At 68.0% G+C, this 21,273-nt stretch carries 24 protein-coding genes and 1 pseudogene; 14 read left to right on the top strand and 11 right to left on the bottom strand.

What is annotated here, in order from left to right; all coding sequences use genetic code 11:
* Nucleotides 1-100 precede the first annotated feature (100 nt).
* Together D1409_RS24360 and D1409_RS06565 are read right to left on the bottom strand one after the other, a co-directional pair.
* Nucleotides 101-268, bottom strand: coding sequence for a DUF7556 family protein (locus tag D1409_RS24360; RefSeq protein WP_164471589.1), 168 nt, complete (start codon nt 266-268; stop codon nt 101-103).
* A gap of 180 nt (nt 269-448) precedes the next feature.
* Nucleotides 449-1,126 (bottom strand): MBL fold metallo-hydrolase, encoded by a 678-nt coding sequence (locus D1409_RS06565; protein ID WP_123535315.1) that lies wholly within the window; start codon nt 1,124-1,126, stop codon nt 449-451.
* Between the two features lie 118 nt (nt 1,127-1,244).
* On the opposite strand from D1409_RS06565, the gene D1409_RS06560 reads away from it, so the two are divergent.
* The 4 genes from D1409_RS06560 to D1409_RS06550 are packed head-to-tail and all read left to right on the top strand — an operon-like array spanning nt 1,245 to nt 3,704.
* Entirely contained in the window at nt 1,245-1,904 is a 660-nt protein-coding gene (locus tag D1409_RS06560; RefSeq protein ID WP_123535313.1) for a helix-turn-helix domain-containing protein, read from the top strand.
* Nucleotides 1,840-2,598, top strand: coding sequence for a DUF6498-containing protein (locus D1409_RS06555; RefSeq protein ID WP_394339024.1), 759 nt, complete (start codon nt 1,840-1,842; stop codon nt 2,596-2,598). The genes D1409_RS06560 and D1409_RS06555 overlap by 65 nt, the downstream gene beginning before the upstream one ends.
* Nucleotides 2,599-2,649: 51 nt before the next feature.
* Nucleotides 2,650-2,916, top strand: coding sequence for a hypothetical protein (locus tag D1409_RS24355; RefSeq protein ID WP_164471588.1), 267 nt, complete (start codon nt 2,650-2,652; stop codon nt 2,914-2,916).
* Nucleotides 2,847-3,704 carry a DUF7282 domain-containing protein gene (locus tag D1409_RS06550; protein WP_123535310.1) on the top strand — a complete coding sequence of 286 codons (858 nt, stop codon included), beginning with the start codon at nt 2,847-2,849 and terminating at the stop codon, nt 3,702-3,704. The genes D1409_RS24355 and D1409_RS06550 overlap by 70 nt, the downstream gene beginning before the upstream one ends.
* Nucleotides 3,705-3,744: 40 nt before the next feature.
* On the opposite strand, the gene D1409_RS06545 is transcribed toward D1409_RS06550, so the two are convergent.
* The 4 genes and pseudogenes from D1409_RS06545 to D1409_RS06530 form a co-directional block, all read right to left on the bottom strand.
* A complete protein-coding gene (locus tag D1409_RS06545) occupies nt 3,745-4,839 on the bottom strand; it encodes an aminopeptidase (RefSeq protein WP_123535308.1) in 1,095 nt (364 codons plus the stop codon).
* Between the two features lie 45 nt (nt 4,840-4,884).
* Nucleotides 4,885-5,166 (bottom strand): annotated as a pseudogene (locus D1409_RS06540) (type II toxin-antitoxin system RelE family toxin).
* Nucleotides 5,156-5,449, bottom strand: coding sequence for a ribbon-helix-helix domain-containing protein (locus tag D1409_RS06535; protein ID WP_123535306.1), 294 nt, complete (start codon nt 5,447-5,449; stop codon nt 5,156-5,158). Before D1409_RS06535 ends, D1409_RS06540 begins: the two are co-directional and overlap by 11 nt.
* 71 nt (nt 5,450-5,520) lie before the next feature.
* Nucleotides 5,521-6,561, bottom strand: coding sequence for a nucleotidyl transferase family protein (locus D1409_RS06530; protein ID WP_123535305.1), 1,041 nt, complete (start codon nt 6,559-6,561; stop codon nt 5,521-5,523).
* A 166-nt stretch (nt 6,562-6,727) separates the two neighbouring features.
* Here D1409_RS06530 and D1409_RS06525 point away from each other — a divergent pair, with 166 nt between their 5' ends.
* Both D1409_RS06525 and D1409_RS06520 read left to right on the top strand, forming a co-directional pair.
* Nucleotides 6,728-7,975 carry a hypothetical protein gene (locus D1409_RS06525; protein ID WP_123535303.1) on the top strand — a complete coding sequence of 416 codons (1,248 nt, stop codon included), beginning with the start codon at nt 6,728-6,730 and terminating at the stop codon, nt 7,973-7,975.
* A 71-nt stretch (nt 7,976-8,046) separates the two neighbouring features.
* Nucleotides 8,047-9,057, top strand: coding sequence for a threonine aldolase family protein (locus D1409_RS06520; RefSeq protein WP_123535301.1), 1,011 nt, complete (start codon nt 8,047-8,049; stop codon nt 9,055-9,057).
* Nucleotides 9,058-9,100: 43 nt separating this feature from the next.
* Here the strand turns inward: D1409_RS06520 and D1409_RS24350 are convergent, their stop codons facing one another.
* The gene (locus D1409_RS24350; RefSeq protein WP_164471586.1) at nt 9,101-9,253 is read right to left on the bottom strand and encodes a DUF7859 family protein; all 153 of its coding nucleotides are present in this window, start codon (nt 9,251-9,253) and stop codon (nt 9,101-9,103) included.
* 173 nt (nt 9,254-9,426) lie between these two features.
* Here D1409_RS24350 and D1409_RS06515 point away from each other — a divergent pair, with 173 nt between their 5' ends.
* Nucleotides 9,427-10,062: an ArsR/SmtB family transcription factor gene (locus D1409_RS06515; RefSeq protein WP_123535299.1), complete on the top strand. Its 636-nt coding sequence runs from the start codon at nt 9,427-9,429 to the stop codon at nt 10,060-10,062.
* Between the two features lie 147 nt (nt 10,063-10,209).
* Here D1409_RS06515 and D1409_RS06510 read toward each other — a convergent pair whose 3' ends face one another.
* Nucleotides 10,210-10,752 carry a metallophosphoesterase gene (locus tag D1409_RS06510; protein ID WP_123535297.1) on the bottom strand — a complete coding sequence of 181 codons (543 nt, stop codon included), beginning with the start codon at nt 10,750-10,752 and terminating at the stop codon, nt 10,210-10,212.
* A gap of 82 nt (nt 10,753-10,834) precedes the next feature.
* Here D1409_RS06510 and D1409_RS06505 point away from each other — a divergent pair, with 82 nt between their 5' ends.
* From D1409_RS06505 to serB, 4 genes are all read left to right on the top strand, one after another.
* Entirely contained in the window at nt 10,835-11,794 is a 960-nt protein-coding gene (locus D1409_RS06505; RefSeq protein WP_123535296.1) for a cation diffusion facilitator family transporter, read from the top strand.
* 95 nt (nt 11,795-11,889) lie between these two features.
* A complete protein-coding gene (locus D1409_RS06500) occupies nt 11,890-14,118 on the top strand; it encodes an ATP-dependent DNA helicase (protein ID WP_268895811.1) in 2,229 nt (742 codons plus the stop codon).
* 166 nt (nt 14,119-14,284) lie between these two features.
* Nucleotides 14,285-14,758, top strand: coding sequence for a GyrI-like domain-containing protein (locus tag D1409_RS06495; protein ID WP_123535294.1), 474 nt, complete (start codon nt 14,285-14,287; stop codon nt 14,756-14,758).
* A 132-nt stretch (nt 14,759-14,890) separates the two neighbouring features.
* Entirely contained in the window at nt 14,891-15,529 is a 639-nt protein-coding gene (serB, locus tag D1409_RS06490) for a phosphoserine phosphatase SerB (protein WP_123535292.1), read from the top strand.
* Between the two features lie 66 nt (nt 15,530-15,595).
* Here the strand turns inward: serB and D1409_RS06485 are convergent, their stop codons facing one another.
* Both D1409_RS06485 and D1409_RS06480 read right to left on the bottom strand, forming a co-directional pair.
* Nucleotides 15,596-16,150, bottom strand: coding sequence for a DoxX family protein (locus D1409_RS06485; RefSeq protein ID WP_123535290.1), 555 nt, complete (start codon nt 16,148-16,150; stop codon nt 15,596-15,598).
* A gap of 132 nt (nt 16,151-16,282) precedes the next feature.
* Nucleotides 16,283-17,575, bottom strand: coding sequence for an O-acetylhomoserine aminocarboxypropyltransferase/cysteine synthase family protein (locus D1409_RS06480; RefSeq protein ID WP_123535283.1), 1,293 nt, complete (start codon nt 17,573-17,575; stop codon nt 16,283-16,285).
* Nucleotides 17,576-17,780: 205 nt separating this feature from the next.
* On the opposite strand from D1409_RS06480, the gene D1409_RS06475 reads away from it, so the two are divergent.
* Nucleotides 17,781-18,080 carry a hypothetical protein gene (locus tag D1409_RS06475; protein WP_123535281.1) on the top strand — a complete coding sequence of 100 codons (300 nt, stop codon included), beginning with the start codon at nt 17,781-17,783 and terminating at the stop codon, nt 18,078-18,080.
* Nucleotides 18,081-18,166: 86 nt separating this feature from the next.
* Nucleotides 18,167-18,466, top strand: a complete 300-nt coding sequence (locus D1409_RS06470) for a hypothetical protein (RefSeq protein ID WP_123535279.1) — start codon at nt 18,167-18,169, stop codon at nt 18,464-18,466.
* A 51-nt stretch (nt 18,467-18,517) separates the two neighbouring features.
* Here D1409_RS06470 and D1409_RS06465 read toward each other — a convergent pair whose 3' ends face one another.
* The gene (locus D1409_RS06465) at nt 18,518-20,143 is read right to left on the bottom strand and encodes a DNA-directed DNA polymerase II small subunit (protein ID WP_123535277.1); all 1,626 of its coding nucleotides are present in this window, start codon (nt 20,141-20,143) and stop codon (nt 18,518-18,520) included.
* 122 nt (nt 20,144-20,265) lie between these two features.
* Here D1409_RS06465 and D1409_RS06460 point away from each other — a divergent pair, with 122 nt between their 5' ends.
* Complete coding sequence (locus D1409_RS06460) at nt 20,266-21,210, top strand: S26 family signal peptidase (RefSeq protein ID WP_123535275.1); 945 nt, start codon at nt 20,266-20,268, stop codon at nt 21,208-21,210.
* Nucleotides 21,211-21,273: the final 63 nt, after the last annotated feature.

Here is a 21,273-nt window from a genome sequence, read left to right as displayed (position 1 = left end):
GCACGCGCAGTGACGGACCGTGAGAATCGGAGACGCGAAAGCCAGCACGTCGTCGGGACCCGCGCGCGTTCGAGCGTTCAGTGGAGAACGGAAGTTGAGCCTACCGCCACTCTGGAAGGGAGGCGGCGTCGGCGAGCGGCACTGTGAGATAGGCGTCGTCACAGCTGATATCGGCGAGTACGAGCGTCTCGGTGGGGCCCTCTTCGACGGAGGCCATGACTTCGGCGTTCGTTTCCACCTCGGCTTCAGCGACCATATCCGGCGCCATGTGTGACAACATGTATCATCCACCTATAAACCTGCCGGAACGATTCTCACGGATTGAAAACCCGGTGTCAGACGCCCGTCAGACGTGTGAACGACGGGGGACGGTCGGCGCAAAAACTGCCGGGGTTTTTCAGAGTCGGATGGAGCCGCCTACCCGGGCGACTGCGGGCTATGGCGGGAGTCACCCCTCGATCGACTCGCCGATCTCTGCGATCCGGTCGTCGGTTGCTGCGACGACACCGCCGTGGAAGCAGAGGACCCGCTCGACGTTCAGCGCGGACAGCCGCGCCACCGACTGCCCCGCTTCAGCCACGTCCGGCGTGAAGTGGGGTTTGGGGCCCCGCAACTCCCCGTCGGCGGCCGTCAGCGCGTCGCCGGCGATCAGGAGTTGCTCCTCGGGCAGGTACAGCGAGATATGTCCCGGCGCGTGGCCGGGCGTGTACACCACCCGCATCGGCCCCGCCGCGGTCCGGAACGTCTCCTCGCCCACCAGTTCCACGTCCACCGGGACCGGCGGGTAGCGGTCCCCGTCGCCCTTGATCGGCTCCTCGCGACCGTCGACGTACGGCGCACAGCCCTCGTGGGCGAACACGACCGCGTTCGTCTCCTCGCGGACGGCCGCCAGCGAACCCGCGTGGTCGCCGTCCTGATGGGTGAGTAGGACCGCCCATACGTCGGCCCACTCGAAGCCCGCCCGGTCGATCTCGTCGCCGAGCGCGTCGGCCTGTCCGGGGAGGCCGACGTCGATCAACAGGAGCCCGCGGTCGGTCTCCACGGCCGCCGGGTGGAAGGCCCGCTCGCCGTCGTCTGTCTCGATCGTCTCCGTGAACGCGTAGACGCCGTCTGTGAGTCGCTCCATACCCCGAATTCGGACCGTGTCCCAAAGTACGTCGGGGCCGAGACCCGCGACGAGACGGCGCGAGCCGCCCGCGAGGACTAACCGACGAATCTTTGGGTAGGCCCCCGTAGGACCGCCCATGCGGTACGTCACACTGGTGGTGACTCCGGCGGAGGGTTCGGGGTTCCATCCGGTCGGCGAGCGGATCGCCCGCGACCCGGACGTGACCCCGGAAGCGATACATCGGATGGACGACCTCGGGGACGGGACGGTGACGTTACTGGCCGAGATCACGGGAGACACCGACCGGTATCGGGAGATCCTCGCCGACTCCCCCGAGGTCCACGAGTTCACGGTCGCCGACGGCGACGGCGACCGGGCGTGGGGCTACTCCCGAACCGAGACGAACGACCTCACCGAGTACATGCTCGAACGCGACCGCGAACTCGAACTCGTCCGGGACTCGCCCATCGAGATCACCGACGACGGCGGCCAGCGCGTGACCCTCGTCGGTACCGAGGAGGCGTTCGCTCGCGCCGCCCAGCTGGACGACCCCGACGGCTACGACATCCGGATCGAGAAGACCGGCGAGTACCACCCCGAAGGGGGCCGTCTCGTCGACGCACTCACCAGTCGCCAGCGGGAAGTCCTCGAAGCCGCCGTCGCCGTCGGCTACTACGAGACGCCCCGGCAGGCCACCCACGAGGACGTGGCCGAGGTCGTCGACTGCTCGCCTGCCACCGTCGGCGAACACCTCCAGAAGATCGAACGGTCCGTGTTCGGCGCGCTGGTGGGGTGACACGGGAGAGAGATCACTACGTGTCGGCTCGGCGAACGATTGCAGGAGGCGTGAGACGACGCTGGAAGCGCTCACAGGTCTCGTCGGGGTGCTCGCCGCGAACCTCGTGACGCTGGCCGTGGTCTGGTGGCAGGGCTGGCCGGCACACGCGCTCTTGCTCGTCTACTGGCTGGAGACCGGCGTCGTCATCGCCGTGTCGGCAGTGAAGATCACCCGGGCGGAGGGGACGGACGACCCCGAGCAGATCCGCACGCTGATGACGTTCGACGGGGACCCCGCCGAATCGTACGTCGGCGAGGACAACCGGGCCATCGCCGACGCGCTCGTGCTGGAGTTCGTAATGGACTGGCTCTTCGTCGGGTTCTTCTTCGGAGTCGTGGGCCTGACCGGCGAGTTCGACGCGGCCACACCGGTCACGGTCGCTCTCGCGACGGTCAGCCTCGTCTCCTACCACGTCGGGTCCTACTGGTTCAAGTACGTCGCCCGCCGGGAGTCCGAGCGGCGAGGACCGGTGTCGCTGCTGGTCGAACCGGTCCCGTACTTCTGGGGACTCGTGGTCGTCCAAATCTTCGGCCTCGGAGCGGTGGCGATCACGGAGAGCGCCGCCGGAACGGTCGTGGTCCTGCTGTTTATCAAGACCTCTGCAGACCTGTTGGCCCACAGACGAGAGCGAAAACGAGCCCTGTCCGAGTGACCGAATTGTTCAGTCACAAAACACTTACGAAGGCGAGAACGCGGTTCGCACGTGAGGTCCCCAGATAGCACGCCTGTGAACCGCCCGTTCGGGACAGTCGTCGCGGCGCTTCTGCTCGCAGTGGCGGTCTTCGGGACGCTCGCGGTCGCCGGCGCCGTTCCGTCGGACGCTGTCGACGACCGCGGGAGCCCGGAGACGGCGACGCCCGACGAGGCCAACGCGACGCTGGATACGATTCCCGGGGGGAGATGGTCCTGCGGGACCGTCCGCGACAGACCATCAGCGGCGAGACGAACGCGGCTCCCGGGACGAACCTGATGATCCACGTCCAGAGGGACACCGAGCACTACCCCTTCCACGAGACGTTCTCCGTGGGCGTCCGTGAGAGCGGCAACTTCAGCGTGACGACGGACGCGTTCACGGACAAGGTGAGTGGTTTCAATTTCACCGCGTGGGTCTCCCGGAACGGGACCCGGATCAGTCCGCGCTACGACGGCCGGTTGATCCACTCCCTCCCCGGCTCCGTCACATTCTCCGACCAGCGGGTCGACTCGTCCGGCCGGTCGGCCGTCATCAGATCAGTGACACTGTCCAACGGCGGTTTCGTCGCCATCCGTCAGGGTCGTGCCAACGGGTCGGTCCTCGGCGCTAGCGACTACCTTCGCGCCGGGCAGCACTCGAACGTAGCCGTCGACCTCGACCGACCGGTCGACGGAAACGAGACGCTGGCCGCGGTGTTACACCGTGACTCCGACGACGACGAACGCTGGGACTATCCGGAAAACGACGGCCCAATCCTGGTCGACGGGGGAGAGATCTCCAACCTAGCGACCGTCACCGTCCAGACGCCGAGGCCGTCCCCGACCCCGGAGCGTACGGACACTGACGCACCCACGGCGACGCCGTCTGCCTCCCCGACGCCGGCTACGGCGACCGCGACCACGGACGCGCCCACGACGACGGCGACGCCCTCCCCCTCAGCCGAGACGAGTGACACCGCCGAGGACGCGCGGACGACGACCGGATCCGGTCCCGGATTCGATGTGGCCGCCGCCTTCCTCGCGTTGCTCGCGGCGACGTTCCTGGCGGCTGGCTACAGAAACTGACCGGCGGCGTCCGTGAGCCTCGACGGATCCCGACCGGAGCCTATCCCTCGAACCCGTCCTCGAACCGGAACGTCCCGTCCTCCTGCACGCGCTCGCCGTCGACCTCGATGAACGAGTCCTCGCTCATGTCGACGATCATGTCGACGTGCACCGCCGAGTCGTTCTGCTCGTTGCCCTCGCCGACGGTGTCGTCGTAGGCGCGGCCGACCGCCATGTGGACGGTGTCGCCCATCTTCTCGTCGAACAGCATGTTGTAGGTGAACTCGTCGATGGCGCGGTTCATCCCGATGCCGAGTTCGCCCAGCCGGCTCGACCCCTCGTCGGTCTCCAGCACGTTCGTCAGGACCGCCTCGTTTTTCCCCGCGGAGTGCTCGACGACCTCGCCGCCCTCGAACTTGCAGTACACGTCCGTCACTTCCCGCCCCTGGTGGTACAGGGGTTTGTCGAAGTACACCTCGCCCTCGACGCTGTCGGGGACGGGGGCGGTGAACACCTCGCCGCCGGGGAGGTTGCGCTCGCCGTAGTCGTTGAGCGTCGGGTTGCCTGCGACGCTCATGGTCACGTCGGTCGTGTCGCCGGAGACGATGCGCACCTCGTCGGCGTCGTCCATGATCTCGACCATGTTGGCCTGGAACTCGCGCTGTTCGTCCCAGTCGCGGAGGATGGCGTCCCAGACGAAGTTCTCGTAGCCCTCGGTGCTCATCTGCGCCAACTGCGCGTTGGCGGGCGCGGGGTACTGCGTGAGACACCAGCGCTTCGAGAGCCGTTCCTCGAGCAGGGGTTGCTCGGCGGCCGCCTGGGCCGTCGACCGCTCGGGGTCGACGTCGCTGGTCTGGGTGACGTTGTCGCTCCCGCGGATAACGATGTACACGTCCATCGCCTCGTACAGCGCCATCTGGTGCTCGGGGAGCGAGAACTCCCCGTCGTGGTTGCGCAGGAAGGCGCGCTTGAAGCGCTTGCCCATGCGGTTCTGGACGACCAGCGGGTGGGCCTCGCGGTCGGCGATGACCTCGTGGAGCGCCGTCACCAGGTCCTCGGCCACCGGATGGGCGTCGATGACGACCGTGTCGCCCGCCTGCAGGTCGACGGAGTGGTCACAGATTATCTCGGCGTGTTCGCGAACGCGCGGGTCCATGCCCGACCCCTCGGACGGAACGGTGAAACCGGTTTCGTCGTCGGATCAATCGTCGGCCGTGTACGCACCGCTCCGGTGTTCGATCCGATGTACTTCGAGGACCCCTTCTTCACGATTCAGGACGCAGGCGAGTCGATACTGACCGACCCGGAGTTTCTCGAAGGGACCGCCCGTGAGAGGTTCGAGGAACTCGTCGGGGTCTCGCCACTGCGACTCGGTCACGCCGTCGAGTTTCGAGACGATACGGTCCTGTACGTGCGTATCGAGTCCGTCGAACTGGTCGACCGCACGCGGTGCGAACCGCTACGTCCACTCCTCACTCGGCATCGTCGTCGCGATCGACCATGTCGAAGACCTCCTCGCGAGACACGAGTTCCGCGTCACCGCTCCGCAGGTCGTGTTCGCTCGCGGCGATCTGCTTCCACCCCTCCCGTGTGAACGACGGGTGTTTCACCGCGTCACGGGCGGCGTGGCGCAGGAACTCGCTCCGGGAGTTGAACCCCTCCTCGCGCCACGTCGCGTCGATGTCTTCGAGAAACGACTCCGTGAGCCGGAGATTGATCTGCACCGTCTCTGGCCCGTCGTCCCCGGCAGCATGGGCATCGGACATATACAGATGCTTTACGCTCGTGGTTGATAAATGTCGCGTCGCTGGAATCTAGATCTCGTGGAACTCTGACCTCACTCCCCAGTCGCCCGCCACCGCTCGGCCAGTCCGACCAGGAAGTCCGCGTACTCCGCCTTCGCAGCGTCCCACCCCTCGCCGCCGGACTCGCAGGCCGCTTCGAGCCGGTCCAGTCGGTCGGCGTCGTACCCCGAGGCCAGACACATCGCCTGAAACACCGGGGACGCGGCGGGGTCGCCGCCGTCGTCGCCGCCGATCCGCTCGCGGATCCGCTCGGACGACATGTCGAGCGAGACGCCCGACCCGGGGATGGACTTGGCCATCTTCGGCGCGCCGTCGAACCCCGGGAGCATCCGCGTGTAGAGTCCCGCGATGGACCCCTCCACGGGCGCGGCGTCGCGGAATCGCCGCGCCCACGGCGTCAGATGGCGCTCGTCGACCCCGAACGCGAGGACGAGTTGCTCGTACTCGCCCGCGTAGAGCGGGTGGAGGAAGTCGACGCCGTGGAGCACCGCGCTGTGCTGTTTCGCGGCCTCGGAACTCGGCCCCGAGCGGTCGATGGTCGGCCCGTCCTCCGCGGCATCGTAGGCGTCGCCGACGGCTCGCTCCCACTCGGTCGCCGGCGGGTCGTCGCCGTCGTCCCACGAGTCCGGGTCGAAGTACGGCGCCAGCAGCTGGGCGGTGTGCATCACGTCCCGGGCTTCCGACTGCGTTCGGAGCCGTCCCCGGTCGGAGTCGAACCCCGACTCCCGAACGAACTCGCGGTAGCGCTCCGCGAGTGCTCGCACTCGGTCGAGCGGCGCGCCGCCGTGGTACGGTTCGAGGTCGGCGATCACGAACTGCACGTCCAGACCCGCCTCCTGAAGCGTGATCGCCGTCACGATCTGACCGACCGTGCCCAGATGAGGCGGGCCCGTCATCCCGACGCCCGTCGAGACGAGCGTCGGCCGGTCGAGCGCGCGCCCCAACACCCCGGGGTCGTCGACTGCGACGAAGCGACGCCGGTCAGCGGGGTCGACCGGTCCCACGGCTCCCTCGACTGCCTCGTAGTCGTTGCGGTCGCGAACGGTCTCGTAGTGCGCGGGTAGTCGCGTCACGGTCGAAACGTGTACGCGAAGGGTAAAGTGTTAATTTGTGACGAGGTGACGTATGACAAGCTGAAACCCGGGGACCGCACCCGCGGTGTCGGGCGATAAGCCGGGATTATCGTCCGTTCGCACTCTATAACGAAATAGGGGAACCACGCTACACCGGTAGCGTGCTATGACGGACAGACAACTGCGCAACACGCGGCGGACGTTCCTCGCATCGAGCGCGGTGGGGGCACTCGCGGGGATCGCAACGACTGGGAGTGCGGGTGAAACAGTCGCAACACGGCCGAATCCCGACTTCACGATACACTGCTCGACGGTCACCGTCGACGACTGGGACACGACCTACTGGGCCCGCGTCGTCTTCCGAGACGGGAGTTACGTCAGGGTCGGACAGGCGGGCCCGGACGAGTTCGGCGCGCCCGGGCGCGTCGTCGACACGGTCACGTTCTACGGGTCGAACGACGAGGAGCTGACCGTCTCGAACGACTCGACCGACTGCGACCCGGAGGACAGGGCGGTGACGTTCACGGACTCGCGCGTGACGGTCCGAGGGAGCGAGTTCGTCGACATCGAGAAACCCCCGGACAACGTGATCTCGAAGCTCGACCTCCACTTCGTCGACGGGACCACCCAAAACGTCTACCAGTACGACGGCCCGCCGAAGTCCGTCGCGGACGTGTATCGCGGAACGGGCGAACACGATGGGAAAGTCATCGAGGCGTTCGACGTGGACTACAACCTCAACGACACGCGCCACTACATCCGCAACCCGGCCGCCGACAAGCACCTCCTCGGCAAGGAGGACTGTCAGGACCGCTGTATCGAGGTGATGGGCGCGACCGAGGGCGCCGTCGACTACGAGTTCACCGTCGACGGCCCGATCCGGGCGGTCTCGCTCTCGGACCGGCGCAACGCCAGCCCCGGCGGCAACGACGCGATCACGGACAACGGCGACGGGACGTGGACCGCGACCGGCCGGACCGGGAACCCTGGATACGGCGACACCTACGCCGTCGAGGGCCAGGTCCAGTCGTTCACCCAGACCGGGGGCTCCGGCGACTACGTCCTCCGGGAGTGCGAGTGGCGGATCCTCGAAGACACGTCGCCGTCGACCGACCTCCTCGCCGTCGTCGCCACCGAATCGGGCGACGTCGACTACGAGTTCATCGTCGACGGCACCGCTCGCGGGATCCCAAACGTCGGCGACAGGCGCTCCGCGGCGGGGAACGACCAGGTGACGGACAACGGCGACGGCACCGTGACCGTCGACGGGTTCACCGGCAACGAGGGGTACGGCGATACTTACGCCGTCACCGGCGACGTGACCGACTTCCAGCGAACGGCCGGAGACGCCGATTTCCGTATCGAGTACAACGGCCACGAACTCACGCCGACCGAACTGGTGAACCAGCAGTAGAAGAACGGCCCTCTCGACGAGGGCGCCTCCGGCGAGCCACCTATTTCCGCCCCGAGCGCGAACGGGGGTGCATGATCGACCTTCGCAGCGATACAGTCACGAAACCGAGCGACGCGATGCGGGTCGCCGCCCGCGACGCCGACGTCGGCGACGACGTGTACGGCGAGGACCCGACCGTCAACGAACTGGAAGCCCGCGTCGCCGACGTGCTCGGCCTCGACGACGCCCTCTACGTCCCCTCTGGCACGATGGGCAACCAGGTCGCGGTCCGCGCTCACACCGACCGCGGCGAGGAGCTGATCCTCGAACGCGAGAGTCACGTCTACAAGTGGGAACTCGGCGGCGTCGCTCAACACTCCGGCGTCCAGACCCGCCCCGTCGACGGCGACGACCGCGGCGTCGTCACCGCCGAACAGGTCCGCGAGGCACACGTCGAGGCCGACGGCCACCGCGCGGGGACCGGCCTGCTCGCCCTCGAGAACACGCACAACAGCAAGGGCGGCACCGCCATCGCGCCCGGGGCGATCGAATCCGCGGCGACCGCCGCTCGCGACCGCGGCGTCCCGGTCCACCTCGACGGCGCGCGCCTGTTCAACGCGGCCGCCGCGCTCGACGTCCCCGCCGACCGGTTCACCCGCGATGTCGACTCCGTGATGGTCTGTCTCTCGAAGGGGCTGGGCGCGCCAGTGGGGTCCGTGCTCGCCGGGAGCGAGCCGTTCGTCGAACGCGCCCACCGCGTCCGCAAACTCATGGGCGGCGGGATGCGCCAGGCCGGACTGATCGCCGCACCGGGCCTGCTCGCGCTGGAGAACCGCGACCGACTCGGCGAGGACCACGAGCGCGCCCGGCGACTCGCCGCCGGCCTCGACGGCATCGACGGCATCGCGGCGCCCGACCCGGAGACGAACATCGTCGTCGCCGAGACCGACGCGCCCGCCGACGACGTGGTCGACGCCTGCGAACGCGAGGGTGTGGGCTGTGTCGCCTTCGGCGACTACAGCGTCCGCTTCTGTACGCACTGGGACGTGAGCGACGACGACGTCGAACGAGCGGTCGAGCGGGTGGGCCGAGCGGTCGCGTGAGCGGCTGTTGACCGGTGAGTGTGAAGACGACGGACCGGTTGCTCTACTGTCGACCCTGGTTCATGCCTTCCTTGAACCCCTTTGCGGTCCGGCGGAGGAACAGATACACGAGGAAGACGAACCCGAGGAGGATCACGACGATGGCGACGAGGACGGGATCGTCGAAGAACCCGGAGACCAGATCACCGATCTGCATATCCCCGGCTACCGCCCCGGCCGGCAAAGAGGTTTCGGGACGCGGAGCCCCGCCGGTGCGGACGACGAGGACCGGCCGTTTTAATGTTTTTTACTCGGGCGCGAACGAACGCGCGCGAACGAGACTGTCAGGTGACAAGACTGATACTCCAGCGGTGCAAAGCGAGACGTGAGATGTCGCTGCTGCCCTCCAAACCCGACACAACCGCGGCGGACGACGCGGAGCCGCGGGTAGTCGGCGTCGAGAGCGACGACGCCGACGACCTCCTCTCTGCGCTCTCCTCGGAGACCGCCCGCCGACTGCTCGGAGAACTCCACGAGACGCCCGCGCCGCCGGCCGAACTGGCCGACCGCGTCGACACCTCGCTGCAGAACGCCCAGTACCACCTCGAGAACCTGGAAGACGCCGGCGCCGTCGAAGTCGTCGACACGGCCTACTCCCAGAAGGGCCGCGAGATGGACGTGTACGCCCCGGCCGACCAGCCCCTCGTGATCTTCGCGGGCGACCAGGAGAAGTCCACGAGCATCCGCACCGCCCTCTCGCGACTGCTCGGCGCCGTCGGCCTGCTCGCCGTCGTCAGCCTCGTCGTGCAGGCGCTGGCCGGGAACGACCTCTTCGGCGGCACCACCGCCGGAACGGCCGAGGACGGCGCCGCGGCCGCCGCGCGGACGCCGACACCGGTCGCCGACGCCGGCGCGGTCGACGCCGCGACCGGCGCCGCCGCGGGCCTCCCGCCCGGCGCCTTCTTCTTCCTGGGCGGCGCCGCCGTCCTCGCCGGCGGGTTCCTCGTCTGGTACCTCACGCAGTGACCGTTCGAGCGATCCGGTTCGACCGGCCGGGTCCACGCGGGAACGCCGGTCGTCCGTCTGACACTGAAACGCGGGTTTGAGTTTACGGCGCTTACTTTTTTGTCCGGCCGGTAGTTGCGAGTGCGCGCCGCCCCGCACGGCCCGCCGTCACTCTCGCCCGGTGACGGTGAGGTCGAACTCGCTGAACGCCTCCCCGTCCGGCGACACGAGTCGCCCGGTCAGTCCCGCCTCTGACGGTTCGAGTTCTGCGTGCGCCGGACGGTACCAGCGCGGGTCGGCGTGACTCCCCGGATTCAGGATCGTGACGGCCCCACCCTCCCGACGTCCCGGTTCGTGGGAGTGCCCGACGACGACGACGTCCGCCCGCTCCTGGCGCCCGAGGAGCGAGAGGGCGGTGTCGTCGTGTTCGTGGCCGTGAACGACGACGAACCGAACGCCCGCCCGCTCCACTACTCTCGTTTCGTCCAGTCGCTCGCGAACGCCCGCGTCTTCGTTGTTCCCGGAGACCGCGACGAACTCGCCGCCGCCCGCTACCTCGGCCCCCGCCTCCGCTTCGAACGCGTCCAGCACCGCCTCCGTCGTGAAATCACCCGCGTGGATCACCAGTTCCGCCTCGCGGACAGCCGTCAGCGTCCGCCCCTCGAGTCGATGCCCGTCCGTGCCGTGCGTGTCCGAGACGACCGTTATCACGCCCGAACCGCGGTCGGCGAAGTGTAAAAGTGTCGCGAGTCGAACCCAAGCGTTTTGCCGGATCCGGTCGACCTGACAGCAAATGGCAGGTAGCAGAGGCGTCGTGATCGCGGCGTTGTTCGCCAACGGCGCGATCGCGATCCTGAAGTTCATCGGGTTCCTGTTGACCGCGAGCCCGTCGATGCTCTCGGAGACGTACCACTCCATCTCCGACACGGGCAACCAGGTGTTCTTGCTGATCGGCCTCCGCTTCGGCGGCCGCGAGGCCGACCGGCAACATCCCTTCGGCTACGGGAAGGCGCAGTTCTTCTACGCCTTTCTCGTCTCCGTGTTCCTCTTCGGGATCGCGGGCTGGGAGTCGCTGAAACACGGGTACCACGTCCTCACGCACGGAGGCACCGAGGCGGGCGGGGCCATCGAGTTCCTCGGGTTCAGCTACGAACCCGTGTTCGGGTTCGACCTGTTCTACGTCAACGTCGCGGTCCTGCTCGCGGCCATCGTCTTCGAGTCGTGGGCGTTCAAGAAGGCCTGGGCCGAGATGCGCCGACAGATGGCCGAGAACGACTGGGGCGGGATCCGGGAGGCGTTCCGAAAGACCAGCGACGTGACCACGCTCACGGCGCTGACCGAGGACACCATCGCGTTGCTGGGGCTGATCGTCGCGCTCGTCGGGATCACCCTCGCGCGAGTGTTCGACGAGCCGTTGTTCGACGCCGCCGGCGCACTGGTCATCGGGGCGATGCTGATGGTGTTCGCCGTCGCGCTCGCCTGGGAGAACAAGCGTCTCATCCTCGGCGAGAGCCTCCCGCAGGACGAAGAACGCAAGCTCAGGGCCATCGTCACGGACCGCGAGGAGGTCGACCGCATCGTCGACTTCCGGACCGTCTACTTCGGCCCCGAGCGCATCGTCGTCTCCGCTGACGTGGAGTTCGCACCCGGATTCCAGGGCGGCGACCTCGACGCCATCATCACCGAGATCGAGGAGGAGATGAAGGCGGCGAACACGAGCGTCCGCACGGTCTACATCGAACCCGAGGTGTAGCGCTCGGCGGGCGGACGGCCGAGAACCGGGCCCCGGACCACTTTCACCGCGATGGGGCTAGGGCTTTTATCCGGGCGCGCGAACACACCTACACAGTGGCGAGCGCGTCCGATCCCCCCGAGTATCTCCGATTCTTCCCGTACGACGAGCCCTACGACCACCAGACCGAGGCGATGGGGACCATCTACGACGCGCTCGACGAGCGCCGGAACGTCCTCTTCGAGGGCGCGACCGGCACCGGCAAGACGCTCGCCGCGCTGGCGCCCGCCCTGGAGTACGCCCGCGAGACGAACAAGACGGTCGTGATCACGACCAACGTCCACCAGCAGATGCGCCAGTTCGTCCGCGAGGCCGCCGCGATCACCGACCAGGAGCCCATCCGCGCCGTCGTCTTCCAGGGCAAAGCCTCGATGTGTCACATCGACGTGGGCTACGAGGAGTGCCAGGCGCTCCGGGATACGACCCGGGAACTCGTCGACGCCGAGGAGAACAGGGCGGAGCTCGAATCCCAGCAGCGCGCGCTGCTCGAGGAGAGCCAGGACGGGAGCGCCGAGGCCGCCGACGCCCGCGGTGCCCTGATGGACGAACTCGACTCCGTCGAGGACGAGATCGAGCAGATCCGGACGGAGCAGAACGTCTGTGACAACTACTACCGGAACCTGACCGTCGACACGGACGAGTTCTACGGCTGGCTGTTCGACGACGTGCGCACCCCCGAGGACGTGTACGGCTACGCCGAGCGCGAGGGGCTGTGTGGCTACGAACTACTCAAAGAGGGGATGGACGGCGTCGACCTCGTCGTCTGTAACTACCACCACCTGCTCGACCCGATGATCCGCGAGCAGTTCTTCCGGTGGCTGGGTCGCGACCCCGAGGACGTGATCGCCGTCTTCGACGAGGCCCACAACGTCGAGGACGCCGCGCGCGACCACGCCCGGCGCACCCTCACCGAGACGACGCTCGACCAGGCCGTCGAGGAACTCGAGACGACCGACGACCCGCGGAGCGACGGCGCGCTGAACGTTCTCGACACCTTCCGCCGGGCGCTGACCGACGCCTACCAGGAGGCCTTCTCCTTCGGTGAGCGCGAAGGCGTCGAGGAGAACTGGTACGACCTGTCCATCGACAACGAGGACGCCCGCGACGAGTTGACGCTGAACTTCCTCCAGAGCTACTCCGGCCCGGGGTTCCGGGAGGAACTCGACCGGACGCTCGACCTCGCGCGGGAACTCGACCAGTCCTACGAGGAGGCGTACAAGAACGGCGAGACGACGACCCGCCAGGAGTGCCAGACTCTGCAGGCCGCGTCCTTCGTCGAGGACTGGCTCGACGAGTCCGCCGCCGAGGGGCAGTACCCCGTCGTCAGCGTCCGCCGTGCCGAAGAGGGCGGGCCTCGCGAGGCCGGCGAGATATACGGCCGTGCGGAGCTGTACACGTGCATCCCGAGTTCGGTCACCGAGGAACTGTTCGCCGACATGCACGCCAGCGTCCTGATGAGCGCGACGCTGCGGCCCTTCGACGTGACCGAGGACGTCCTCGGCCTCGAAGACCCGGCGACGCTGGCCTACGGCCCGCAGTTCCCCGAGGAGCGCCGGCGGACCTACGCCGTCGACGGTCCCGCCCTGTTCGCCAGCAAGCGCGACGACATGGAGGTGCAGTCGACGGTCGCCGGCGTACTGGAGGACGCCGCGCGGTTCACGCCGGGGAACACCCTCGCGTTCTTCCCGAGTTACAGCGAGGCCGAGCGCTACCACCAGCGGGTTGACACCGACGGCGCGACGTATCTCGACCGCCCGGGTACCTCCGCGGCGGACCTCCGCGAGGCCTTCACCGACGACGACGGGTCGGTCCTGTTCACGTCGCTGTGGGGGACCCTCGCCGAGGGCGTGAGCTTCGACGGCGACGACGCCCGGACTGTCGTCGTCGTCGGCGTCCCGTACCCCCACCTCGACGACCGGATGGACGCCGTCCAGGAGGCCTACGACGCCGCGTTCGGCGACGACGACGACTCGCAGCGCCGCCGTGACGACGACGAAGACGGCGCGGGCTGGCGCTACGGCGTCGAGATCCCGACCGTCCGCAAGACCCGGCAGGCGCTCGGACGGGTCGTTCGCTCCCCCGAGGACTTCGGCGCGCGCATCCTGCTCGACAAGCGCTACACCGAGCGGTCCGGCGTCGAGATGCGCGACTACTCCGTGCGCGGGACCTTCCCGCCCGAGGAGCGCCGCGAGATGGTCGACGTCGACCCCGGGAAACTGAAGTTCGCGCTGCTGAACTTCTATCAGGATGTCGACGGCTACGACGGCGAGCCGCCGCGGCCGTAGCGTCCGCGAGCGGTTCACCGGACGCGAACGCAGTGAGCGTCGCACGACGTGCCGCTGGTTGAACTCGCAAGCGCTGGCTGTGTGTACGTGCGGTCTTGCCGCGGTGTGGTCGTCGGGTACTCCCCCGATTCCGGGTACGTAAGCCCGTTCCCCCCCAACCGCGGGTATGGTTCTCGACTTCGAAGACCCGGAGACAGAACGGCACGGCAACTTCACAATCGCGGGCGTCGGACACCGTGGCACCAGCGTCGACGAGGCTGCGCTGTGGCGGTCACTCGACGACTACGCCGACGACCTGGAGGAGGTCGCCGTCGGCGACGACCGGTACGCGGTGATGTTCGACGTCGACCCCGACAGCGGGGAGTTCGCGTACGTCGCCGGCCGCGAAGTCGAGTCGACCGACTCGCTCTCCGCTGAGCTGACGGCCGTCGAGATCCCGCAAGCGACCTACGCCGTCCTCTATCCCGAACACGAGACCGTCCGTGAGATGGTCGTCGAGGTCCACGAGGCGGACCTCACCCACAGCGGCCACGCCGATGCGGACGACGTTCACTCCCCGGTCTTCGAACGGTACCCCGCCGGTGAGACGCCCGTCGGCGCCGCCAAGCGAGAGCTCTACGTCCCCGTACGGGAGGACTGACGCGACGACGCGCCCCGCTGTTTCTCAGCGGTCCAGTCGAGACGAACCGCCCCCACCGTAGCGGCGTCGTCGGACGCCGTCGTCCACCCGAAATCGGGGGGTTTGAATCCCCCCGCGATGAACGGATTGGCAATGACCGTAGTCGCCTTCGACTTCGACGGCACGCTCTCAGACTCCGAGATGACCGTCCTGCTCGGGAACCGGAACGGGACGGCCGTGGACATGGCCGAGATCACCGAGCGGGCGATGAACGACGAGATCGAGTACGCGGAGAGCCTCCGCCAGCGCTGCGCGCTCCTGGAGGACCTCCCCGACGAGGAGGCCCAGGCGGCCTTCGACCAGGTGGAACTGCGACCCGGCGCGGCCGACGTGATCGCCGCGCTCCGCGAGGCCGGCGTCTACGTCGCCATCCTCACCGGCGGGTTCGAGCGCGGCGTCGCCGCCGCACTCGAAACGGAGGGCGTCGAGGTCGACGCCATCGTGGCGAACCGACTCCCCGTCGCGGACGGGAAACTGACCGGCACCGTCGACGGTCCGCTCATCGAGGGGACCAAAGACGACGCGCTGGAGGTCCTGACGGCCGTCGTCGGCGCGGACCGCGACGACACGATCGCCGTCGGCGACGGCGCCAACGACCTCCCGATGCTCCAGGTCGCCGGCCTCGCCGTCGGCTTCGACCCGAAACCGGCCGTCGCGCCGGCCTGTGACACCATCGTCGAGACGATGGCCGACCTGCAGGAGGTCCTCGAAGGCGAAGACGTGCTGGACTGACGAGGGACGAACGGTCGTTCTCACACTAGCTTTCGGCAGCGAAACGAGAGAGGCTGATGCCCCCGCTCACCCCAGGAAGTACCGGAGCCACCGGTTCGACTGGACGAACTCGGTCTCCTCGAGGTAGCTGTCGACGCCGAGGATCCGGCCGGCGCCGATGGCGCCGAGGCCGAACAGCAACAGGGCGTACACGATGTGGCTGGAGACGAACCAGCCGTGCTCGATGGGGAACCCGGCCAGCAGTCCCCCCTCGAGGTGGGACATCCAGAAGAGGATCATCTGGACGGCCCCCCAGAAGGCGGCGAACCGGACGGCGACGCCGACCAGCAGCGCGAGCCCGATCAGGATCTGTCCCCAGATCACGAGCGGGTCGACCAGCGGTGCGCTCCCCATCGCGCTCCAGAACCCGAACGGGTTGCCCTCGGGGATGGCGTTCCCCAGGTATCCCGCCGCCGTCCAGCCGCCGGGCGCGAGGAGCTTGTCCAGCCCCGCCTGCAGGAACACCCACGCCATGACGACCCGGAGCCCGAGCAGTGCGTATCCGATCCAGTCTTCCGAGTATTCGAAGTGTGTCTCACGGCCGAGTAGTTCGGCCTCTAGCGTCCGCCGCTGCGTTGACATTGTCGTACCCTCCAGTTGCTCCTACGACGTAAGATCATATAATAATGACAGACCGTTCTCCGGGCCCGAGAAACCGGGACACTCCGGTTTCCGACGAATCCGTCGCGGCCGAAGGGTCGACTGCCGCGTCGCTTACTGGGTCGCGGTCTCGATAGCGGCGTCGAGGTCCGCGACGATGTCGTCGACGGATTCGAGGCCGACCGAGAGGCGAACCATGTCGTCGGTGACGCCCGCGGCGGCTTTCTCCTCGTCGCTCAGCTGCTGGTGGGTGGTGCTGGCGGGGTGGATGATCAGCGTCTTCGCGTCGCCGACGTTGGCGAGCAGCGAGGCGATCTCCGTGGACTCCACGGTCGTTCGAGCGGCGTCGTACCCCTCGGCGAGGCCGAAGGTGATCATGCCGCCGTAGCCGCCGTCGAGGTACTCGCTGGCCGTGTCGTGAGTCTCGTGGTCCTCCAGGCCGGGGTAGGTGACCCACGACACCTCGGGGTGGTCGGCGAGGTGTTCGGCCACTTCCATCGCGTTCTCCGAGTGGCGGTCCATCCGCATCGGGAGCGACTCTAGTCCCTGTAGGGTGGTCCACGAGTCGAACGGCGACTGCTGTGACCCGAGGTCGCGCAGGCCGCGGGCGACCGCGGCGTAGGTGAACGCGGCCTCGCCGAAGCGCTCGCGGAAGTTGACGCCGTGGTAGGCCGGGTTCGGCTCGGCGATCTCGGGGAACTTGTCCGCGTGCTCGTCCCACGGGAACGAGCCCCCGTCGACCAGGATGCCGCCGACGGTCGTGCCGTGGCCGTGGATCCACTTCGTGGTGGAGTTCCAGACGAGGTCGGCGCCGTGGTCCAGCGGCTGGCAGAGGTGCGGCGTCGCGAACGTGTTGTCGACGAACAGCGGGACGCCGTGGTCGTGCGCGATGTCCGCGATCCGCTCGATGTCCGGCGTCACGAGCGCGGGGTTGCCGATGGTCTCGAAGTGGACGTATGCGGTGTTCTCGTCGATGGCCTCCTCGTAGGCCTCGTAGTCCAGCGTGTCGACGAAGCGAGCCTCGACGCCCATCCGGGGCGCGGTGTGGGTGAAGTAGGTGTACGTGCCGCCGTACAGCGACGAGGCCGTGACGACGTTGTCACCGACGTCGGCGAGCATGAAGGTCGCGAGGTTCAGCGCGGCCATCCCGGAGGACGTGGCGACCGCGGCCACGCCGTTCTCCAGCGCCGCCAGGCGCTGTTCGAGCATCGCGTTGGTCGGGTTCATCAGCCGCGAGTAGATGTGACCGGGCTTCTCGAGGGCGAACTGCGCCGCGGCGTCGTCGGCGTCCTCGAAGACGTACGAGGTGGTCTGATAGATCGGTGGCGCGCGCGCACCCGTCGCCGCGTCTGGCTCTTCCTGTCCAACGTGCAGTGCCTCGGTCGCCGGATCCCAGTCGTCTGCCATACGTTCCACCGAGGGACCCCGACACCATAAGTCCCCGTCAGCGGGCCAATTACGCCAGGTGTCGCCGATTCCGGCAGGTTTTCGACGGATCCCGAACCGATTCGCGTCCCCAGTCAAACCCCCGCTCCTCGACCCCGCGTCGCCCTTCCTCGACCGCTCGGCGTCTGACGCGGGTATAAGGCGGTCGACCGACTCCGTGTACGGTATGAGCTCTACCGGAGTCGGTTCGCGGCTGGTCGCGGCCACGAGTCGACACGCGCTCCGCGTCGTCGGGTTCGTCACCGTCCTCATGTCTGCCGGCGTCGCCTCGATGAGCGTCACCACGGAATACGGCCTCACAGTCGGTAGCGAGTCGGCCGGTCAGACCGCCGCGTACGCCGCCGACGTCGGTACCATCGCCGCGTTCGCCGAGTTCGCCGCCGCTCACCCAGCCTACCCGGCGGCGGTGCTGGTCGGCTTCGTCCTCGTCGTCGCCGGCGACGAGACGCCGCTGATCGGCGATTGATCGCTCCCCGCGTCGAGGACACACCGCGTCGAGGACACCCGACGTCTGACGTACATTTATGAGCGGATAGCCTGTTCACGGACACGATGGCGCGACTCGGCGGCGAACGCGGACTGGGACCGGCGCTCGACCGACAGACGCTCCGGATCGTCGGTTTCGTGACGATCGCCTGTACCTCGGCCGTCACGGCGCTGAGCCTCGGCACGCCCCACGGGCTCTCGATCCCCGGCCGGTCGGCGTCGAACACCGCCACCGTCGTCGCCGATATCGGTGCCGCGGCCGCCGTGGTCGAGTTCGCCGCCGCGCATCCCGCGTACCCGACGGTCGCGGTGATCGGATTCGTCCTGATCGTCGCCGGCGAGGACACACCGCTGCTCGGGAACTGAAACGGCGTACTCCGCTGACGGCCCGACCGCCGCGCTACTCGATGTCGTACGTTACTCGAAGTCGTGGATGCGCAGGTCGAGCGTGTCCAGCGAGACGATGGGCGCGTAGGCCACGTCGGGGTCGATGTTCATGCGCTCCTGGAAGTCGGTCTGGGCCTGCCAGCAGCCCGAGTTGATCGTCAGGACGTTGTGGTACTTGCCGTACCCCAGCTTGTGAACGTGACCCGAGTGGAAGATATCGGGGACCGTCTCCATGACGAGGTGGTCCTTTTCCTCGGGCGCTAACCGGGTCTGGCCGCCGAACTGCGGCGCGACGTGACGTTTCTTGAGAAGCTGGTACATCGGCTTGTGGGGCTCGTCGTAGGTCGCCTTCTCGTCGGGCAGTTCGGCGATGACCTCGTCCAGCGAGACGCCGTGGTACATGAGCACGTCGACGCCTTCGACGGTGGCCGTCGAGGGGTTGCCCGAGATGCGTGCGTCGTGGGCGCTCATGATGTCGCGCAGTTCCTCGTCGAACGCCGGTTGCGGTTCGGCGAGTCGGACGGCGTCGTGGTTGCCGGGGATCATGATTATCTCCATGTCCCCGGGGACCTCTTTCAGGTACTCGTTGAACCGCTCGTACTGCTCGTAGAGGTCGACGATGTCGAGTTCCTCGTCCTGACCGGGGTAGACGCCGACGCCCTCGACCATGTCGCCGGCGATGAGGAGGTACTCGACGCGGTCGGCGTCCGCGGTGTGGAGCCAGTCGGTGAAGCGGTGCCACGCGTCCGCCTCGAACTCCTGACTCCCGACGTGGACATCGCTGATGAGCGCCGCTTCCACCTCGCGGTCGGCGGTCGAGGGCTCGTAGGTGCGTGGGATCTCCGGGAAGTACAGCGAGTCGACGAACAGGATGCCGCCGTCGTCGGCGAGCGTCCCGTCGACGGCGATCACCTCGTCCAACAGGAGTTCCTCCACAAGTTCGGCGATGTCCCGGTCTTTCATCACCAGACAGGGGAACGTGCCGTTGGTGTCTTCGAGTTCGACCAGCCAGTGCCCGCTGGCGGTCGACCGGATGTCCGAGACCATCCCGACCATCGCGGCCTCGCTGTTGCCGGGCATGGACTCGATGGCGTCGGACGGCCGGTGGTTGACCCGGCCACGGAGTTGCTTCGAGAGCTTCTCGTAGCGGTCGCGAAACACCGCCACGAAGTCCGAGTACTCGCCCGTCCCGGTGCTGCTGATGTCGCCCTCCACCGAGACCGACTGCTGGGCCGGGTCGGCCGGCGCCCGGCCGCCTCGCGTCGTACCGGCTCCGGCGCTGCTGTCCGATCCCGCCGTGTCCGCACCGTCGACCCCCTTCGTTTCGACTGGAGCCGCGTCCCCCGCGTCTTCCGATTCGGTCGCCGGGTTTCCAGTTGAAACAGGGGGGTCTTCGACGGGCGTCGGATCGGTCGATCCCGGGGCGTTCGAGCCTGCTCGGTCGGACGAGGCGTTCGATCGGGACCGGGTGTCGACGACCTCCTTGACGTGGGCGGCGGTGAGTTTGACGGCGTCGTCGGGGACAGTTTCGAGCGTCCGTTCCAGCGCCCGTCCGGGGTCCGCGGTCGACGCGAGGAGGGTGACGGCTTCGGGGTCGGCGTTGTACCCGCGCCTGGCGAGTTCGTTGGCGACGTGGACCGGCGTCTCGAGCGGCACAGTCGGTGATCGGCGGCGGCCAGCAAAAGCGTAGCGAACCGGTGACCGGTGGGACCGACGCGAGGGAGGCCGACCGCGTCGGGACAGAACATTCAAACGCCCACTGCACCAACGGACGGGCAATGAGTCCGCCCCGCGACGACGCGCCGCCCTCCGACGACTCTGGACGGGCCGACCCTCCCGATCGCGATACCCCGGAACCGGACGACCCCGGTCGTCGCGACACTGCCGACGGTACCGACCCGACGCGCTCCGAGGAGTCTCCCCCCGGTGGAGGCCACGAGGCCGAGAGTACGGGCCCCGAAGGCGACGGTGCCACGGGCGGCGGTGACGGCGTCGCGGTGAACGGCGGCGAGCCGACCGTTCGCGCGCCGACCGAACGGCACGCCGAGGACAGCTCCGATGACGAGTCGGCGCTCAAAACGTTCGTCTTCGACGTGGTGAGCAGCGCACTCGCGGTGGTACTCGTCGGCGTCCTGCTGTTCGCGGTCAGCGGCGTCTGGCCGCCGATGGTCGCCGTCGAGAGCCCCAGCATGACGCCGAACATGCAGACGGGCGACCTGGTCTTCGTCATGGAGGAACAGCGGTTCCCCGGCGACGGCGCGATCGCGGGGACGGGCGTTGTCACCGCCAGCACCGGTGAGACGACCGACTACCGGAAGTTCGCGAAGACCGGCGACGTGATCGTCTACAAACCGGACGGTAGAGAAGACACGACGCCTATCATCCATCGAGCGATGTTCTGGGTCGACGAGGGCGAGAACTGGTACGACGAGGCCAACCGACAGTACGTCGGGAACGCCGGCGACTGTGACGCCCTGAAGAACTGTCCGGCCCCCCACGCCGGGTTCGTCACGAAAGGCGACGCGAACGGCGTCTATGACCAGTCCCGGGGACTGAGCAGCCCCGTCAAACCGTCTTGGGTCGTCGGGACCGCGGAAGTCCGCGTCCCGAAGCTCGGCTGTATCCGCCTGCGGAACCAGGGCTGTGCCATCGGCGTTCAGGGAGCGCCCGCGACGGACGCGGTCGCAGCGGGCACCGGGAACCGGACCGCACTCGCCCCGTAGTCTGGCAGGGGCCGAACTACGCGACACACCGCTGTTTCGAGTCGAACGTCGCGAGGATTCTCC

Origin of the sequence: Halosimplex salinum, from assembly GCF_003730195.1 — an archaeon.
GTDB lineage: Archaea > Halobacteriota > Halobacteria > Halobacteriales > Haloarculaceae > Halosimplex > Halosimplex salinum.
The sequence above is the reverse complement of the archived record's forward strand: the minus strand, read 5'-3'. Positions and strand labels throughout refer to the sequence as shown.

Coding starts and splice junctions, on each gene's coding strand:
- D1409_RS06475 (WP_123535281.1), top strand. CDS start 17,781: ATGAGCTCTACCGGAGTCGGTTCGCGGCTGGTCGCGGCCACGAGTCGA.
- D1409_RS06480 (WP_123535283.1), bottom strand. CDS start 17,575: ATGGCAGACGACTGGGATCCGGCGACCGAGGCACTGCACGTTGGACAG.
- D1409_RS06460 (WP_123535275.1), top strand. CDS start 20,266: ATGAGTCCGCCCCGCGACGACGCGCCGCCCTCCGACGACTCTGGACGG.
- D1409_RS06565 (WP_123535315.1), bottom strand. CDS start 1,126: ATGGAGCGACTCACAGACGGCGTCTACGCGTTCACGGAGACGATCGAG.
- serB (WP_123535292.1), top strand. CDS start 14,891: ATGACCGTAGTCGCCTTCGACTTCGACGGCACGCTCTCAGACTCCGAG.
- D1409_RS06550 (WP_123535310.1), top strand. CDS start 2,847: ATGGTCCTGCGGGACCGTCCGCGACAGACCATCAGCGGCGAGACGAAC.
- D1409_RS06525 (WP_123535303.1), top strand. CDS start 6,728: ATGACGGACAGACAACTGCGCAACACGCGGCGGACGTTCCTCGCATCG.
- D1409_RS06470 (WP_123535279.1), top strand. CDS start 18,167: ATGGCGCGACTCGGCGGCGAACGCGGACTGGGACCGGCGCTCGACCGA.
- D1409_RS06535 (WP_123535306.1), bottom strand. CDS start 5,449: ATGTCCGATGCCCATGCTGCCGGGGACGACGGGCCAGAGACGGTGCAG.
- D1409_RS24360 (WP_164471589.1), bottom strand. CDS start 268: ATGGCGCCGGATATGGTCGCTGAAGCCGAGGTGGAAACGAACGCCGAA.
- D1409_RS06545 (WP_123535308.1), bottom strand. CDS start 4,839: ATGGACCCGCGCGTTCGCGAACACGCCGAGATAATCTGTGACCACTCC.
- D1409_RS06520 (WP_123535301.1), top strand. CDS start 8,047: ATGATCGACCTTCGCAGCGATACAGTCACGAAACCGAGCGACGCGATG.
- D1409_RS06495 (WP_123535294.1), top strand. CDS start 14,285: ATGGTTCTCGACTTCGAAGACCCGGAGACAGAACGGCACGGCAACTTC.
- D1409_RS24350 (WP_164471586.1), bottom strand. CDS start 9,253: ATGCAGATCGGTGATCTGGTCTCCGGGTTCTTCGACGATCCCGTCCTC.
- D1409_RS06515 (WP_123535299.1), top strand. CDS start 9,427: ATGTCGCTGCTGCCCTCCAAACCCGACACAACCGCGGCGGACGACGCG.
- D1409_RS06485 (WP_123535290.1), bottom strand. CDS start 16,150: ATGTCAACGCAGCGGCGGACGCTAGAGGCCGAACTACTCGGCCGTGAG.
- D1409_RS06505 (WP_123535296.1), top strand. CDS start 10,835: ATGGCAGGTAGCAGAGGCGTCGTGATCGCGGCGTTGTTCGCCAACGGC.
- D1409_RS06560 (WP_123535313.1), top strand. CDS start 1,245: ATGCGGTACGTCACACTGGTGGTGACTCCGGCGGAGGGTTCGGGGTTC.